Source organism: Prosthecobacter sp. SYSU 5D2 (genome assembly GCF_039655865.1).
In the GTDB taxonomy this organism is placed as follows: domain Bacteria; phylum Verrucomicrobiota; class Verrucomicrobiia; order Verrucomicrobiales; family Verrucomicrobiaceae; genus Prosthecobacter.
In genome coordinates this window covers 1-16,925 of sequence record NZ_JBBYXL010000012.1, presented here as the reverse complement: position 1 = coordinate 16,925, position 16,925 = coordinate 1, and the positions used below count along the sequence as shown (strand labels likewise).

Here is a 16,925-nt window from a genome sequence, read left to right as displayed (position 1 = left end):
TAGAGCCAAGCGGGTCTTGCATGACGCAAAATTGACATACAAAACAAGGCGTCATCTGGCATCAAAAGTGCCATGACTCAGGCGTGGCTTTTTTCCAGCAATTGCATCAGACCTCCGCTGTCGCGCATGACCTTCTCATTCTCAGTGCAGTGATCCTGTCGGGGATCGGGCTGGGGAACATCCGCATCGCGGGGATCAAAATGGGCGTGGCGGGGGTGCTTTTCACGGGGCTGGCGGCATCGCATTTCGGTCTGAGACCGGAGCATGAGGTGGCGCATTTTTTGAAGGAATTTGGCCTGGTGCTGTTTGTCTTTGCGCTGGGTATGCAAATGGGGCCTGGGTTCTTCGCCTCCCTGCGGCGGCAGGGTCTGCTGCTCAACGGATACGCCTTTGCCCTGGTGCTGGGCGGGGCGGTGGTGGCCATGGCGGGCGGGTGGCTGCTGGACATGCCGCTGCCTGCGGTGGCCGGCCTTTTCGCCGGGGCGACGACCAATACGCCGGCGCTGGGAGCGGCCCAGCAGGCCCTGGCCACCGCCGGCGCCGACCCGGCGCTGGTGACGCTGCCCGCACTCTCCTATGCGGCGACGTATCCGCTGGCGATTGTCGGCATCATCTTCTCGCTGATCCTTCTGAAACGCTTTTTCAACATGGATGTGGAGGCGGAGGCGGCGGCGTTCCGCAAGGAGCAGGGGGCGGATGTGGAGCCGCTGGAGAGGATGAATCTGCGGGTGGAGAACCCGAATCTGGAAGGCGTGAACCTGGGGGCGCTGCCGGGCCTGCATGAGACCAATGTGGTCATTTCACGCCATCGCCTGGCGGACGGAGGAGAGGTGCGCACGGTCACGTCCGGGACCGTGCTGCATGTGGGAGATTTTATCATGGCGGTGGGCACGCAGGCGCATCTGGACCAGTTCCGGCTCATCGTGGGCAGTGTCAGTGAAGAAAATCTGATGAAGGCGCCGGGCAACCTGGTCCACCGGCGGGTGGTGCTGACCAACAAACGCAACCTGGGCAAGAGTGTGCAGGAGCTGGGGCTGGAGCACATTCACAACGTGACGGTGACGCGGGTGAGCCGGGGAGATCTGATCTTCACCGCGCTGCCAAACGTGCGGCTGCAATATGGCGACATGCTGCAACTGGTGGGGGATGATGAATCCCTGAATGCCGCCACGAAGGCCCTGGGCAATGAGGTGGCGCAGCTTCAGGAGACGAAGTTTGCGGCCATCTTCGCAGGTATTCTGCTGGGGGTGCTGCTGGGGCTTTATCCTTTCCGCATCGAGGGGTTGCCTGCTCCGGTGCGCCTGGGGCTGGCGGGAGGACCGCTGGTCATGGCCATCCTGCTCAGCCATCTGGGGCGCCTGGGGCCGATGGTGCTGCACATGCCGATGAATGCGAATCGCGCCCTGCGGGAGCTGGGCATCATCCTTTTCCTGGCCAATGTGGGCCTGCTGTCCGGGGAAAACTTCGCCCGCACGGTCTTCTCCCTGCAGGGCCTGCAATGGGTGCTGCTGGGCATCGCGGTGACGATGCTGCCGCTGCTGATCCTGGGTTATGTGGGGCGGCGGTTTCACCGGCTGAATTTCATGACCCTGAGCGGTGTGCTCTCAGGCGGCATGACGGATCCTCCGGCGCTGGCCTTTGCCACCGGCATGGCGCGCTGTGATTCTCCGGCCATCGCCTATGCGACGGTGTATCCGCTGACGATGCTGCTGCGCATCGTGGCCGCGCAGATCATCGCGCAGTGGGGGTGAGGAAGGAAGCGCTCACCGCTTGCACTGGGGGCGTGGTGGGGCGAGGTCATGGCTTTCATGAGCCAAGCCGCCGAGACGCCTTCCATCCCCCACCCAGCCGCCTGGCTGGTGCGCATCCCTGAAGTCCTGGAGGGGGTGGCCGAGGAGGTTTTGAAACGGTTCGGCGCGGCCACGCAGACGCGGCTGGGGAAGGACTATTACCTCATCAAGACGCTGACGCCGCAGGCCATTCACCTGTCCGAGGCGGCCAAGTTTGCACGCTGGAACCTGCCCATGGATCACACCTGGCCGTGCAATCCGCAGAAGATGGACGGCTTCATTGAAAAGGCGGCGCAGACGCTGCTGAAGAAGTTTGGTGACCGCCAGCCACACGGCCTGTTCATCGGGCAGCTCAATGCGACCTCGCCGGACAAGTATTACAAAAGCCTCGCTTCCAACCTGCGCGGGCGGGCGCTGCAAATCTTCCCGAAACTGGCGGCGAATACGGTGGAGGAACAGGACCCGACATTGCCCACACTCTTTTGCCTGGTGGGAAAAGAGGGGCTTTTTTGCGGGATGCAGACGCCCCGGCTTTCCAACGGTCTGTATGCGGGAGGGAGCAAGTACATTGACCAGGACTCCCCGGACACGATCAGCCGGGCCGGGGCGAAGATCGCCGAGGCGCTGCACTACCTGCTGCTGCACCGTCCGCCGCTGGCCAAGGGCAGCCACTGGGTGGAGCTGGGGGCCTGCCCTGGCGGCATGACGTCCGAGCTGCTGGCGCGTGAGCAGCGGGTGACGGCGATTGACCGCGCGCCGCTGGACAGGCGCCTGGACAACCGGGCCGGGCTGAAATTTGTGCATGCAGACGTGGCCACCTTCACGCCGCAGCCGGGCACGGTTTACGATGTGGTGCTTTCGGATCTCAACGGGCCGCCGCATGAATCCATGGATCATGTCATCCGCCTGTCGCGCTTTTTGAAGGCGAAGGGACTGGTCGTATTTACGCTGAAGGTGCCGAAGATCGAGACGGTGAGCGAGCCGTGCGACCTGTTTCGACGGACGGTGAAAACGGCGACGGCAGCGGGGTTGCGTCTCTTTGCCCAGACGCACCTGACTTATAATCGGCATGAGTTCACCCTGTTTTTTGAGAAGGCGGGCTGAGCTGCGGACTGTCTTGCAGAACTGCCCGGATTGAGCCAAAGAAGTCCTGTCCATGCTGCCTCAAGCCGTCTTTGTCCAAAATTCCGTGCACCTCGCCGGGGCTCAAAAGTCCCTGTCGCGGCTGCTGAGCGCGCCCGGAATGCAGGAGCATGATCCGGTGCTGCTCACCGGGAAGGAAGGCTGGCTGACGCAGCACTGCACGGCCCACAATGTGCGCTGGGTGCGGCTGCCATTTCCCGCGTCGCGCAGTCTGGCAGGCCGTTTGTGGGAGAACTGGGCTTTTGCCAGACGGGCGGCGAAGGCCCTGTGTCCGCTGCTGACACCTGGCCGGCCGGTGATCGTGCACACAAATGACCATCCGGACAGCCTGCTGGGGCTGGCGCTGGCGCGTGAGCTGAAAGCGATCCCCGTGCTGACCTTGCGGACGCCCGGCATGAGCCAGCGGGATTTTGAAAAATATCGCTGCGGTGACCACAAGCACATCATTGCGGTGGGGGATGATCTGTTTCAGAAAGTGCATCCCTGGGTATCTGGGCAGAGGCCGCTGACGCTGGTGCACAATGGTGTGACGGCAGAGGAGGTGCTGCCACCACGTGAGGGTGCTTCGGTTCAGCCGCTGGAGCGGATTTTGGTTCTGGGGTCCATCATTCCTCGCAAGGGCTGGCAGGATCTCGTGGAGACGCTTTTGCTGCTGGAGTCGCGGCTGCCGCAGGGACCCGTGCCGGAGATTCATTTTCTGGGAGACTTGTTAGGCCAGGAGGCGGCAGCGGTTTTGGAAGCGGGCCGTCTGAAACGTTTTCGCGTGTCGTTTCTGGGCGTGGTGGAAAACTACCGGGAGCGACTCCGCGAATACGCTTTGGCGGTGCATCCCTCCCGCAGTGAGAGCTTTGGCATGGCGGCGCTGGAGTGTGTGGCGGCAGGGGTGCCGCTGCTGGCGGCGAGTAGCGGTGTGATCCCGGAATTCATTCCGCGCGAGGCGTTTCTTTTTCCGCCGCAGCAGCCGGCGGTGCTGGCGGACAAGCTGGAGGCGCTGCTAAAAATGGATGGCGCGCAGATCAGCGCCGCGTTTGCCTTTGAGGAAGCGCAGGCTGTCATCCGCGACCGTTTTGCCACGCCCGGCACGGTGCGCAAACTTCACAACATTTATACCGGGCTGATGCCCGACCGGGCATGAACGCAGGAGCCGCGATCGTCAGTGACAAACAGCTCGGGGATGTGCTGCTTTTGCAGCCCAGCGCGCAGCATCTGGCCAAGGGGATGGGACAGCCGACGGCGCTGTTTGTGCGGGAGGCCTTTCAGCCTTTGGTTTCGCTGATGCCGGGCTGCGTCTGGGGACCGAACGTGAAGGGGAAATTCGCCCAGGTGTGGACGACGAACTGGAGCTCCAAGGCCGTCTGGCAGGCCTTCCGGCTGCGCACGGCCCAACGTCTGCTCATCATCAACAAGGCCCGGCATCTGCGCTGGTGGTACCGGTTTTTGTTTCATGAAGTGCGGCTGGAAATCGCCGGGCAGGAATACTGGGCGCGGTATTTTTGGCGCGTGGTCAGCGGTCTGCCGGATGCGGATTTTGTGCCGCCCAGACTGAATGCGCCACCGGCGGAATGGCGGCATCCGGAACTGCCGGAAGGGGAGTTTCTTTTGGTCAATCCGACGGCGGCGTGGTCGCGAAAATTCTGGGGGGTGAAGCAGTGGGCGGAGACGGTCAAGCAACTGGCCCGACAGTATGAATTGCCGGTTGTCATCGCCGGGGGCGGGTCTGAGCGTGAGGTGGCCCACTGCCAGGCCATTGCCGATGGCAGCGGTGTGGCGGTGATCAACCTGGGCGGAAAGACCAGCATGCAGCAGTATCTGCACCTGCTTTCCAAAGCGCGGCTGGTGCTTTGCATTGACGGGGCGGCTTCGCATCTGGCGCAGGCCTTTGACGTGCCGACGGTGACGGTCTTTGGTCCGACGCATGAAGGCAAGTGGCACTGGCCGACGCCGCGCCACCGGGTGCTGGCGGCACGGCATTTTGTGGATCCGGCGGAGTATGGGCCGAAGGACCGGCTGTCACCCGAGGAAGTGCCCACCACGGCGATGCTGGCGGAGGCGATGGCGCTTATGGACGCTTGAAGTAAGCTTCGTCTTTGCGCTTGATGATGTGGTTGGGCGAGGTGCCGAAGACGATGGAGCAGGAGGGAATGTCCACGTCTTTGATGTAGCTGTTGGCGGAGAGGATGACATTGTCTCCGATCGTACAGTCGCCCAGCACTTTGGAGCCTGACATCATGCGGACGTTTTTGCCAAATTTGGGATAGATGCCCTTGTTGTTGCCGACGGTGCAGCCTTGGGAAAAGCTGAAGAAATCCCCATAGTCTGCGCGGCCCATGACGCTGCCGACCGGGTGATCCAAGAAGAAGATGTCAGGCATGGTGACTTCATACAGAAGATCCAGCGAGTTCAGGGCCTTGTTTAGGTAGTAGATACGGTCGCAGAGGGTGCGGTGGGCTGCATCTAGCCTGAAGACGGAACTGGCCAGATAATATAAAAAAATGGAATACTGGCCGGAGTGGAAGGGATTGAAATAGACCTGGCCATCGCGGTGGTAATATTTGTTTGAGGAATGCGAAAAGCAGAACTCGCAGCGTTTCAGCGCCTCTTTGACGCCACGCTCCAGGATGTCTTTTTCCTCGTCGCGAAGCATGAAGAGATGATCAATCTGCCTGGCCACCAGGCTTTGCAACTCGGCTTCAGTTATTTCCAGCTTCATGCTATTCCCTTAGCGGCTAACGGCAGGGGGTCAAGGTGATGAATTTTGAGCCTGGTTGGAAGAGCCCTTTTGATTTGACCTGCATGGCAGGCTGTCATTAATCCATGAGGCCACCTGTGCGCGGTCATCCCACCTCTCCTGTCCATCTATGTCATTCTTATCCTGGCTTAAAAAGCGAATCCGCAAAAAGAAGCCTGCCGGGAGAGGGCGCAGCCTGATCGCCTCAGAAGATCCGGTCAGCGGGCCGGATGCGCTGCGCATTCAGCAGACGTTGGCCCCGGCCCTGTCCGTGCCGCTGATGGCTGTGGCGGGGGCGACTTATGTTTCCAAGGCGGACTATGAGGAACGGCAGCAGAGCCTGATGACGGTGCTGTATGCGGCGGACCCGCAGATGTGCAGCAGCCAGGAGTGGCTGGCGGTTTTCCGGCATCTGTTTCGCAACCGCTGCCTGCGGGCCTCCGGCATCGCCCGGGACAAGGCGGTGGCGAGAGCCTTTGCGGATGCGAGGCAGGAGGGGGCGGACCTGGAGACGCTGAATGCGGGTTTCACGGCGGCGATTGACCAGGGGGATCTAGACTTTGCGAAGAGCTGCCTGGACCGGCTGCTGGCCATCCGGCGTCTGCATCCGGGCTACCGGCATCTGCTGGAGGTGTGCTACCGCATCCATGCGGGGATGCCTGACGGCGCCATGCAGGGGCTGGAGGAGGGGCGGCACTTTTCCAATCCGAAGTACCTGCGGCGTGACTTCATGGATTACATCCGGGGCAAGTCGGTGGCGGTGGTGGGTCCGGCTTCCTCAGCCCATCTGAATGGTGAGGAGATTGACTCCTTTGATGTGGTGGTGCGGCCGAACTGCGCGGGGCCGGTCCCGGAGGAGGCCAAGTCTTATGCGGGCACGCGGGTGGCGGTTTCGGCTTACGCGAATGGCATTTTGAAGCTGGCGGGACCGGACAAGGAAGACAGCCCGGTGCTCAAATGGGTGACGGATCTGGACTGGGTGCTTTTCAAAAAAACCACCGAGAGGATGCACCCCAAAATCGAGGCCACGGGCAAGGTGGTGATCGGGGCGGTGGACAGCCTGATCTTCCACGGGGCGCACAATCTGATGCCTTTCTGCGTGCTGACGCTGCTGGGTTACGGGCCGTCGCGGATCAAGTTTTTCAACTCCAATTTCTATTTCTCGCCGACGGTGTATGCGGCAGGTTATCTGAAGAACATTCTGAATGAAGACCGGCACAAAAAGCTGGGGGACATGGAGGCGAAGCTGCACATCCTGCTGGGCTCGCTGGCGGCGCATGACTGTGTGGCGCAGGTGCATCTGATGCGGCAACTGCATCGTGCGGGCGTGGTGGAGCTGGATGCTGAAAGCCTCATGGTGGTGAGCTTGAGCACGGAGGATTATCTGGCGGGGCTGGAGCGGATTTACATTCATCCGACGTTGCCGTGAGAGGATGGGGGCGAGGGGTAAGAATCAGTTGGAGCCCAACTGAACTACTTGAAGAGGGGCTCCAGAAGGGGGACGAGGCGCTGGGAACCGGCGGCGCTGAGGTGGTGGGGATCGGTGTAGAGGGCGCGGCCATCGGCCTCCACGAGGGTGCGGTTGCCATCGGCGGATAAAAAATAGGGCAGGGGATCCAGCACGCGTGCGCCGGCTTCTTCGAGAGCCGGGACGAGGTCGTACATGAGGCGGTTGGTGGCTTCGTGTTGCTGGCGGGTGGTGGCCAGATCTGCGGGATCGGTGATGAACTCCGGTCGCAGCGCATGGAGGGACAGGGCCTTGTCCACGTCAAAGTCGTGGCTTGGGACATCGAGAAGGATCCACACCTGGGTGCCGGTTTTTTTCAGTTCGCGGACGGTGTTGATGAGGGCGTCTGAAAAGCGCTGGGTTTGCTTGTCAGGGGCCTTTTGCCAATAGCCGACGAGCAGGGTATGGGGGATGTTTTTCTCCCGCACGGTGGCGACGACCTGCTCGGCCCAGGCCTGGGTGCGCTCGTTCAGGGAATGGCGGCTGGGCCGGTAAAAACCGAGCACGGGAGAGGTGGCGCTGTAATAGGCAAACTGGGCGGCGCTGCCTTTTTGCAGGCTGAGATCCAGGACGGCAGGAAGCACGCGGCCGGCGTGGCTGTCCCCCCAGACCATGAGGTGGGTGGCTTCCTGTCCGGTGTGGCCGATGCGCGGGAAGTCCGGGCCGGCGGTGTCGCGGAACAATTCAAAAGGGTAGCCGGCGTAGGCGGGCAGGTTGTTGACGCCGGTGAGGTAGCTGAGCGCCTGCGGATTCACCCGAGCGGGCCAGCCGTCATGGCGGATGAGCAGCCAGGAAAAGGTGATCATGCCGGCGGTCATGACCGCTGCCATGCTGAAGAGGCTGCGGCGGGCGGCGAGGATGCGGCGCTCACGCACAGGCGTCTCCACCCAGCGCCAGGACAGCCAGGCGAGGATGAATCCGGCCACTACGAGGGCGATGCGTGTGCCCACCCCAGGGTGGCGGGATGTGGCGGTCAAATACGCGCCATAGGCCAGCAGCGGCCAGTGCCAGAGGTAGAGGGAATAGGAGATGCGGCCGATGAAGACGGCGGGTCCGGTGCTGAGCAGGCGGCCCGCGCCGGTGAGGGCGGTTTCATTGCTGACGAGAAGGGCCGCCGCGCCCAGGCAGGGGAGCAGGGCGGCGAATCCAGGAAAAGGCGTGTCATTTTCAAAGGCCAGCGCTGCGACCAGGATGGCCACCAGTCCGGCCCAACCGGCGGCATCTTTCCACCGGGCAGGGATCAGGGTCCAATGCTGCGGACGGGCTGCCAATAAGGAGCCGACCAGCAGCTCCCAGGCGCGGGTGGGCAGCCAGTAGAAGGCGAAATCTGGCGAGGTGTAAGTGGAGGCCACACCGACAACGAGACTGATGACGAAGAGGACCAGCAGCCAGAGGCCGGTCCTGCGGCGCTGGCCCTCGATGGGCGTGGAGGTCTTCAGGATGAGCATCAATACCAGCGGCAGCAGCAGGTAAAACTGCTCTTCCACGGCGAGGGACCAGGTGTGCAAGAGAGGGCTCTCCTCCGCCGCTGCGGCGAAGTAATCTGAGACGGACCAGAAGTGCATGTTGGCCGCCATGAGGCTCTGGGCCACGGAGGACTGGGCCAGCTCCACGAGGGCATCCGGCAGCAGGAGGAAGAGGCCGGCGGTCATGGTGGCCAGCACCATGACGCAGAGGGCGGGGAAGATGCGGCGGATGCGCCTTTCCCAAAAATCCACCAGACAGATTTGTCCACGCTGCATCTGGCGCAGGAGCATGGCGGTGATGAGATAACCGGAGATGACGAAAAAAACATCCACACCGACGTAGCCGCCTTTGAACCCGAGCCCGGCATGGAAAAGCACCACCACCAGGATGGAGACGGCCCTCAACCCGTCAATGTCCGGGCGGTAGGACAGGGGCTGATGCCTGGCCGAATCTGGGGTGATGCCGGATGCGAGGTTCACGACAGACGGGTCAGGCAGGTTTTCAAACTTTCGGTTAGGCTGGGGGCGGCGGGCCAGTAGAACTCCTCTAGATAAAGCTTCTGCTTTAAAAACTGCCGGATGCAGGCGTCGGGATCAGAAGTCAGTGTCAGCAGCTCTTTCTGCAGGGTCTCCGGAGTCTCGGCGCTGATGCAGGCAGCGTAGTCATGGATGCGCAGGAAGGCTTTGACCAGAGGAGTCACTTGTTCCAAAAAGATGACCGGGATGCCGAGCTGAAAGGCCTCCAGGGCGGCGGTGGAGTTGAGGTTGAGCAGGACGGAACTCTTTTGAAGGTCGTCCATCATGCTGACTTCCGGCTCGATGAAACGCAGGTTGGCAGGGGGCTGGAGGCTGTGAATGTAGTTCTTGCGGTTGCGCAGCTCCGTCTCATCCAGGGCGACGAAGCTGAACATCTCCTGCTTCTTTTCCCGCAGGGGATGGAACTTGATGGCAAAGTCCATGTTGGGCAACCGACGTGCGGTTTCTACAACGAGGCGGTAGCACCGGTAACTGCTGCTGGGATCGCTATGGGCGATGAGACCGGCGTAATAACTGTCGGCATACAGGATGAGAGGCCGGGCGGACGACGGAGCGGCGGCTGAACTGCCGGGCCTGACCTGCCGATGTGATTGGGTGGGAATGATGGCTTTCTCAGGCACGCCTCGCTCAAGTGAGAGCTGGGTGATGCGGCCGCTGTTGCTCAGCAGCAGGTCCGGCGTGAAGGAAAAACGCGGATTGGGCACGTGATCATAAACATACGCGACCACGGGAATGCCCAGCTCCTGGGCGGCCAGGCTCCACATGCGCTCAGCGCTGCCGGTTTGCGTATCACAAAGAAGCAGGCGCGGCTGCAGGCGCTCCAGCTCCCGCAGGGCGCGCTGGTAGATGCTGGCATAACGGGGATAATGGCGGACGGCCTCCGCGCCGATGGCCTCAAAAATGGCCTGGCTACCGGGGGCGCTGGCCAGGGGATGCGAGGAGGTGCTTCTTTCCTGCTGCCAGGCGGTCCACCACTGCTGGTAGAGCAGGCTGTACTGGGCCACTTCACTGCTGTCGCAGGCATTCACCTGGGCGACGGTGAGTGGTAGGAGGGGGAGCTGCCTGCTGTCTGGTGCGGCGGCCAGCAGGCGGGAGGCTCTTTCGCTGATGCAGAGGATGCTGTCGCGGGCGCTGGATGCATCGGAGTGGGCGGATGGAGGCTCCAGACGCAGGGGGGCCGGTTTGCGCAGGCGGTGCCATTTTTTCCGCAGCCAGCGGGCCAGGCCGGGGGAGGCAGGTTCCATCGGCAGCAGGGTCAGCGGCAAGTTATGACGCCGGGAAATTTCACGCCATGCGCCGAAGTGAATACCACAGCCGGCGGAGACGATGAGCCGGTCATACGTCTGCTCCCTGAGCATCTGCTGCGCGATGTGGAGATTGACCAGGCAGGGCACGGTGACCCGCCAGGCCTGTACGGGCAGGCAGGCGGCGCGGAAGGCGCGGTGCGTGGGCACCTGTGCCGACGGACCTGGCAGGGTCAAAAAATAGTCAATCACGTCATCCGCCGCGGCATTGATGCGGGCGGCCTGCTCCAGGGGAAAGAGGGAGCCGTAGTCCTGCCAATGGGCCACGGCGGGAAACTGCGCCCGGTCATGCAGGGTGTCCATCTCCACCACTGTTGTGCCGCCAGCATCGGCGGAGCGCAGGTGCCTGCGGACGGCTCGGTCCGAGAGGCTGCCAGCCACGAGGAGCGTGCGTTTCATCGCCATCAGCTCGGGTCGCCAGGGGTGTCTTCCGCCGTTGCATCCTCTGAGCCGCCCAGCAGCAGGTCCCAGGTGACAGGGGTGCCTTTGGGCGTGGCGGATTTCATTTTGCGGCCCAGGACGAGATCCAGGTACTTCGGCTGCAGGCCATGACCAGGGCGGACGATGCGGAGGCTCTCCATGGTCAGCGGCCGACCGGCAGGGACATCCTGGCTGATGTAAATGGAGCGCCTGCGGGTGACGGCCACTTTTTCAGCCTGGGTAGGGCCGTAATGCACCTGGCCGAGGGCCTGCCAGGCGCGCTCGCTCTCAATGACCAGGGCCTTCATCTCCGCAGGTTCCATGGAGAAGCTGGAGTCCACCCCCCCCTCCGCCCGGTCCAGGGTGAAATGTTTTTCAATGACTGTCGCACCGAGGGCCACGGCAGCCACGGAGACACCGATGCCGAGGGTGTGGTCCGAAATGCCGGTGTAGCAGCCGAAAAGGGTGCGCAGATGCGGGAGGGTGAGCAGATTGGTATTCTCCGGCGTGCTGGGATAGGTGCTGGTGCACTTCAGCAGGACCAGGTCCTGGCAGCCGTTGTCCCGCAGGGTGCGCACAGCCTCGTCTATTTCAGCGGCGGTGGCCATGCCGGTGGAAAGGATGACCGGCTTGCCGGTGGCGGCGACTTTTTTCAGCAGGGGCAGATGGGTGCACTCAAAGGAGCCGATCTTATAAGCGGGCACGTCCAGCGTTTCCAGGAAGTCTACAGCGGTCTCATCAAAGGGGCTACTGAAGCAGATGATGCCGAGCTCCTGCGCGCGTTTCATGATGGGCGCATGCCATTCCCAGGGCGTGTGGGCCTCGGTGTAAAGATCGTGCAGCGAGCGGCCCTTCCAGATGGATTTGGGATCGGAAATGACGAACTCGTTTTCCCGCACGTCCAGGGTCAGGGTATCGGCGGTGTAGGTTTGCAGCTTCACGCACTGGGCACCGGTGGCGGCAGCGGCCTCCACGATGGCGAGGGCGCGGTCCAGGGACTGGTTATGGTTCCCGGACATCTCCGCGATAACGAATGGCCGGTGCTCTGGCCCGATGGATACGCCTGCAATTTTCATGAATGATGATGGAAACGGAACGCTCAGGATGCAACCGCTCCTGTCTGAAGAATCTCCGGGTGTGCTTCGAGAAACTGGTGCTTCACCTCGGCGAGCTGCCAGTCCTCAAAGGTGTTGATGTCCTGCGTCTCGAACTCCGAGAGCACCAGGGGAAGACGGCGCAGAAAGGCCATGGTCTGGGATTCACGGGCCAGGAAAGGCGCGGTGCGCAGCCAGTACATCTGGGCGGCATCGAAGTAGGTCTCCTCCAGGTCCTGGGAGCGGGCGAACTGCATCTGGTCCAGTTGAAAAGCGACGCTGCCATCCCGCACGACGAGGGCCCGTGTGGCGGGCTGCGGCGTGCGCACCAGGGTGATGACGCCTTCCACCTCCGGGTGGGTATCCAGCATGCGTGAGGCCTCCTGGATGCGGGCCGGGCGCACCAGTGCGGCGGTGGCATACAGGCAGCAGGCGCGGCTGAAGTGTCTGCCTGCGGCTGCATAGGCCTGCAAGACCTCCCGGATGACGACGGCCACACCGGCATGGTCATTGGCATTGTCCGCACTGCGCAGGAAGGGGACCTGGGCTCCGTGCTGGCGAGCGACGGCGGCGATCTCCTCAGAATCGGTGGAGACCATCACCTCAGTAAAACAGCCGGAGGCCAGGGCGGCCTCAATGACATAACCAATGATGGGTTTGCCACGGAAGAGGCGGATGTTTTTCCCTGGCAGCCGCTTGCTGCCGCCACGGGCCGGAATGATGGCGATGCTCATGCGCAGGTGAAAAAAGTGAGGTTATTGGGCGGATTTGGCGGCACGCAGATCCTTGGCGAGCTGGACCATGCGGGCCTTGTGATCAGTGGCGAAGTTTCCAGACACGGTGGCTCCGGCGGCCACGATGCTGATGACCACGGAGCCTGCCATGACTTGGGCTTTTTCTCCAATCTGCACATGCTCACGTACAAAGCTGCCGGTGCCGATGAAGGCGCCCTGGCCGACTGAGCAACGGCGGGCGAGCACGCACTGATTGGAGACGACGACATGCGGGCCGATCTTGGCCTCGTGACCGACCACGCTGTTCAGGCCGATGATGGAGGCACGGCCCACGCGGGTGACATCGGTATCATGAATGCTGCGCACGACGGTGCTGCCGCTCATGAGGGCCACGTGGTCCTCAATGTCCACATATCCGCCGTGGGGAATGAGGCGCGGGCCGTCATCGGTGCGGTGATAAAGGATGCCTTCCACGGCGATGCGCACGCCGGGCTCCATGATGACATGGCTGCCGATGCGGGCGGGCTGGCGGATGACGACGTTTTCACCAATGGTCACATGATCGCCGATCCAGCATCCGTCCGCGACGATGGCACTGGGATGGATGCGGCAGTTCACCCCGCGATGCGGGATGATGGGACATTGGTAGCGGGCCTCAGCGACCCAGCGTTCATGGAGCTGATAAAAAACATCACGCGGAGTCTCGTTGACGAGCACACCGGCCAGGCTGGCGGCGGAATCTGCCAACGCAGGCGTGGTGATGAGGCAGGTGACAGAGGCATTTTGGCAGGCCTGCCGGACGTACTTGATGGCATCGCTAAAAGCCAGCGTGCCCGCCGCAGCGGCATCCACGTAGCCCAGCGAGGTGAATTCGGCATCCCGGACGATGCTCGCGGCATCGAAAAACTGGCTGAGGCGTGGCATGAAAAGGCTGGGTAGGGCAGGGGAGAGGAGGCTTTAGCTGACCTTCCGGCAGATGTCGTTGATGGTGTTCAGCTCGGCGATTTCAGCCTCGCTGAATTCCAGGTTCCATTTTTCCTGGACGCCCAGCAGCAGGGACATCTTGTCCAGGGAGTCAATGCCCAGCTCCTTGAGCGTGCGGTCGCCATCGGCAGCGGGATCGATTTCAACGCCAGGGACGGCTTCGCGGATGATTTCTACAATCGTGTTCAGAGTGTCGCTCATAAGTCAGATAAAAGGGTGGGGTCAGTCGTGCAGATCCAGCAGTCCCGTAGCATAAGAAAGGCCCACGCCAAAGCCGGAGATGAGGATTCGTCGCGGCGCATCTTTTTTGAGCACGGCGGCCAGGGTCAGCGGGATGGCGGAGGAGACGGTATTGCCCAGATCCGCGATGTGGACGGGGACTTTTTCCTCTGGAAGGCGCAGGCGCTCGCGCAGCTTGTCCACGATGTAACGGCTGCCCTGGTGGAGCACGACGCGGTCCACCTGGTCCAGGGTGATTTCCTGGCGGGCCAGCAGGGCCTGGATCTGTTTGGGGACGGTCAGCATGGCAAAATTAAACACATCCCGCCCGCTCATGGCCAGGGTGCCGCTGACGTTGTTGATGGCGGCACCGCCTTTTCCCTGGGTGCCAAAAAGCACATCGGTGAGCTGCCAGCCGGGTGCGTCCGCCTCCAGCAGGCTGACGGTGGCCGCATCCCCGAACAGCAGGCAGGTGGCCTGGTCGGCGGGGTCCACGATGGAGGAATAGGGATCGCTGGTGAAAAACAGGCCGCGCTTGATGCCATTGGCCTGCATGAAGGAGGTGATGACTGAGAGGCCGTAAACATAGCCTGAGCAGCCCAGGGAAATGTCAAAACAGGCGCAGGTATCTGCCAGGCCCAGCTTGGCATGGACCACGGCGGAAGTGTGAGGGATGCCATGCCCGTCCGGTGTCTGGGTGCAGACAATGACCGCGCCGATGTCGGCGAGGGACACGCCCTGGCTTTCCAGCTCGCGCGCGGCTTTCACGCACAGGTCGGAGGCCTGCTCATCCGGCTCTTTGATGGCCAGGCTGGTGGTGCCCAGCTTGCCCACCAGGAAATCATCCCCGTAATCAAAGGCCCGGCCACGCTCACGGGTATCCACACGTCCTGGCGGGATGTAGGAGGCGATTCGGGTCAGGCGGACGGGGGCGGTCATTGCGGTGTGGAAAAGGAGATGGAGCCAAAACGCTGGCCATCGAACAGAATGTCACTGCGGGTGAAGCGGTTTCCCAGCACCTGTTTCAGAACGAGGCTGAGCTGCTGGGGAGCCTCCGCAGGCAGCGGCGCGCTGAGTTCCAGCCGGGCGAAGAGCCATTTGGGGCTGAGGTGCGGCAGGAGCTTGAGATGCAGGTGCTTGTTCAGGAAAACGATGCGCTCGATGAGATTGCCCGGCCCGTCTGCCTCCAGCGTGGCAGACTTGGCGGTTTCATCCACGACGGCCGCAGCGGCCACTTCGTTTTCGTTGCAGATTTTTCTCTCCGTCGCCGGGCGGGTGCTCTCTAGCAGGGCGGCATTCAGCACGGCATCACCGCTGCCAAAACGCACCTCACCCCGGAAGGTGGGATCATCCCGCAGATGGCGCAGGCTGTCCGTGGAGCAGACCAGGTCCGGCAGTTGTTTCAGTAGGGAATGAAAGGTTATGGAGACCGGGCCCGCTGGCAGATCCGCCCCCAGCGCGGCCACAATGGCCTGATGCAGGTCCGTGCCGTGCAGGTAGGTGCGCTCGCCACGAAAGGGCAGTTCCAGCGGATAGGTGCGGGTCATGAGGATGGGTTACCCATGATGGGGAGCCATGGAATGTCAATATGAGACGCGTTATTGCTGATCAACCTGCCGCAGAAGGGCCTCCGCGACCCGTGCGGCTCCCTGGCCATCCTGTGCCTGCCAGCAGCGCCGGGCCAGGGCCATCCTTTCTTCGGGAAGGCTCAGCAGACGTTGCAGGTGGCGGACCGCCTCCTGCGGCTGGATTTCCGGCGAGGGGCCGAGGTTGATGGCCATGCCTGCCTCATGCCAGGACTGGGCGGGGAAGAACTGATTGTCCGCGATGCAGACGATGACTGGCGGCACCCCCAGGCAGGCCAGTTCATGCAAGGACGTGCCGCCTGCGCAGAGGGCGAGCTGGCATTGCGCCATCAGCGGTGCCGGATGCCAGTTGTCCACATGCAGCTCGATCTCCTGCGTGGTGGCCGCCCTTTCCTTCAGTGCGGGCAGTTGCGGGTTCATGCTGGTGGTCAGCAGCAGGCGCTTGCCGAAGTATCCAGCGGCTTCCAGCCAGTCCAGCGCCGCCAGGGTGGCCCCCCGGTCATCGCCGCCGCCAAAGGTCAGCAAGATGGAGGTGATTTCCTGCGGGTCCGGCAGGGAAAGCCGGGCGCGTTCCGTCACGAAATCTTCTGCCACCAAGGCATAACCAGGGCCGGTGAGAAACTCGGGCTCATGTCCGTGAATGCGGCCCCGGTAGTCCTCAATCGTGGCTCCTGGGTTGGCATCGTGAACCAGCGCACCGAGAAGCGGATGGGTGTGCAGCCGGTTGCCAAATTGCATCCAGCGCAGCCCGCCTTCATTGAGGATTTTTTGGGCCGGTTCACTCACCCGGTAATGGTCCACCACGCCGGCACGGATGCCGTTTTGATGGCAGAGGGCGACGGTCTGCGCGGCATCCTCCTCGGGCGTGGAGTTCCAGGGAATTTCATGGATGACGGCGTCCATCGGGAAGTCCTGGGTGCTGAGGTCCAGGGCTTCGCTGCGGATGAAAAAATGCGCGACCGCCTCTTTTTCCCGGCAGGCCCTGGCCAGCACGCAGCAACGGCGCAGATGACCCAGCCCCATTTTGGGTGAGGCATCCAGGCGGAAAAAGAGAGGCGTCATGCGGTAGGTAAAAGGGGTTATACAGGTTTTTAAAATGATGTCCAATTCCACGGCGGGAAGACGCTGTCTGCATGGAAGGAAGGGGGTATGACATGGGATGAGATCCGTGTCAGCAGGGGGACTTTGGAACGTGCCCTTGCATTTCCCGGCGGCATTGTTCACCGTGGCCTTGTGCTCGACGCTGACCTGGCCGCCCAACCTAACGATGCCTACTTCAAGGCCGTCTTCTCCGACCCTGTCTATGCCACGGCCTTTTTCCAGCGCCACCTGCCTGCTGAAACCGCTGCCCTCGTGGACTGGCCCTCCCTGGTCCTGCTGCCCGGCTCCTTTGTCAAAGGCAGCCTCCAGCAG

The 16,925-nt window shown here is 62.4% G+C and carries 16 protein-coding genes; 6 read left to right on the top strand and 10 right to left on the bottom strand.

What is annotated here, in order from left to right; genetic code table 11:
- Positions 1-101: 101 nt before the first annotated feature.
- From WJU23_RS19365 to WJU23_RS19350, 4 genes are read left to right on the top strand one after another with little or no spacing between them, the layout of a single operon-like run.
- A complete protein-coding gene (locus WJU23_RS19365) occupies positions 102-1,751 on the top strand; it encodes a putative transporter (RefSeq protein WP_346334269.1) in 1,650 nt (549 codons plus the stop codon).
- Between the two features lie 57 nt (positions 1,752-1,808).
- Positions 1,809-2,894, top strand: coding sequence for an SAM-dependent methyltransferase (locus tag WJU23_RS19360; RefSeq protein WP_346334268.1), 1,086 nt, complete (start codon positions 1,809-1,811; stop codon positions 2,892-2,894).
- Between the two features lie 52 nt (positions 2,895-2,946).
- Positions 2,947-4,068, top strand: a complete 1,122-nt coding sequence (locus WJU23_RS19355; RefSeq protein ID WP_346334267.1) for a glycosyltransferase family 4 protein — start codon at positions 2,947-2,949, stop codon at positions 4,066-4,068.
- Positions 4,065-5,006, top strand: coding sequence for a glycosyltransferase family 9 protein (locus tag WJU23_RS19350; RefSeq protein ID WP_346334266.1), 942 nt, complete (start codon positions 4,065-4,067; stop codon positions 5,004-5,006). The genes WJU23_RS19355 and WJU23_RS19350 overlap by 4 nt, the downstream gene beginning before the upstream one ends.
- Here WJU23_RS19350 and WJU23_RS19345 read toward each other — a convergent pair.
- Positions 4,993-5,643 carry a transferase gene (locus tag WJU23_RS19345; protein WP_346334265.1) on the bottom strand — a complete coding sequence of 217 codons (651 nt, stop codon included), beginning with the start codon at positions 5,641-5,643 and terminating at the stop codon, positions 4,993-4,995. The two genes, WJU23_RS19350 and WJU23_RS19345, sit on opposite strands and share 14 nt — an antisense overlap.
- A 148-nt stretch (positions 5,644-5,791) precedes the next feature.
- Between WJU23_RS19345 and WJU23_RS19340 the strand changes: the two genes are divergently transcribed.
- Positions 5,792-7,090, top strand: a complete 1,299-nt coding sequence (locus WJU23_RS19340) for a hypothetical protein (protein WP_346334264.1) — start codon at positions 5,792-5,794, stop codon at positions 7,088-7,090.
- 44 nt (positions 7,091-7,134) lie between these two features.
- Here WJU23_RS19340 and WJU23_RS19335 read toward each other — a convergent pair whose 3' ends face one another.
- Genes WJU23_RS19335 through pseG form a run of 9 tightly spaced genes read right to left on the bottom strand, consistent with a single transcriptional unit; the run spans position 7,135 to position 16,574 of the window.
- Positions 7,135-9,114 (bottom strand): acyltransferase family protein, encoded by a 1,980-nt coding sequence (locus WJU23_RS19335; RefSeq protein WP_346334263.1) that lies wholly within the window; start codon positions 9,112-9,114, stop codon positions 7,135-7,137.
- A complete protein-coding gene (locus WJU23_RS19330; RefSeq protein ID WP_346334262.1) occupies positions 9,111-10,874 on the bottom strand; it encodes a hypothetical protein in 1,764 nt (587 codons plus the stop codon). Before WJU23_RS19330 ends, WJU23_RS19335 begins: the two co-directional genes overlap by 4 nt.
- Positions 10,875-10,879: 5 nt before the next feature.
- Entirely contained in the window at positions 10,880-11,971 is a 1,092-nt protein-coding gene (pseI, locus tag WJU23_RS19325) for a pseudaminic acid synthase (protein ID WP_346334261.1), read from the bottom strand.
- A gap of 23 nt (positions 11,972-11,994) precedes the next feature.
- Positions 11,995-12,723, bottom strand: coding sequence for a pseudaminic acid cytidylyltransferase (gene pseF / locus WJU23_RS19320; RefSeq protein ID WP_346334260.1), 729 nt, complete (start codon positions 12,721-12,723; stop codon positions 11,995-11,997).
- Positions 12,724-12,744: 21 nt separating this feature from the next.
- The gene (locus WJU23_RS19315) at positions 12,745-13,647 is read right to left on the bottom strand and encodes a hypothetical protein (RefSeq protein WP_346334259.1); all 903 of its coding nucleotides are present in this window, start codon (positions 13,645-13,647) and stop codon (positions 12,745-12,747) included.
- Positions 13,648-13,680: 33 nt separating this feature from the next.
- Entirely contained in the window at positions 13,681-13,908 is a 228-nt protein-coding gene (locus tag WJU23_RS19310) for a phosphopantetheine-binding protein (protein WP_346334258.1), read from the bottom strand.
- A 21-nt stretch (positions 13,909-13,929) separates the two neighbouring features.
- Positions 13,930-14,865 (bottom strand): ketoacyl-ACP synthase III, encoded by a 936-nt coding sequence (locus WJU23_RS19305; protein ID WP_346334257.1) that lies wholly within the window; start codon positions 14,863-14,865, stop codon positions 13,930-13,932.
- A complete protein-coding gene (locus WJU23_RS19300; RefSeq protein ID WP_346334256.1) occupies positions 14,862-15,473 on the bottom strand; it encodes a hypothetical protein in 612 nt (203 codons plus the stop codon). Before WJU23_RS19300 ends, WJU23_RS19305 begins: the two co-directional genes overlap by 4 nt.
- Positions 15,474-15,524: 51 nt before the next feature.
- The gene (gene pseG, locus WJU23_RS19295) at positions 15,525-16,574 is read right to left on the bottom strand and encodes a UDP-2,4-diacetamido-2,4,6-trideoxy-beta-L-altropyranose hydrolase (protein ID WP_346334255.1); all 1,050 of its coding nucleotides are present in this window, start codon (positions 16,572-16,574) and stop codon (positions 15,525-15,527) included.
- A gap of 171 nt (positions 16,575-16,745) precedes the next feature.
- Here pseG and WJU23_RS19290 point away from each other — a divergent pair.
- The coding region (locus tag WJU23_RS19290; protein WP_346334254.1) for an Rpn family recombination-promoting nuclease/putative transposase at positions 16,746-16,925 on the top strand (180 nt) is incomplete at its 3' end.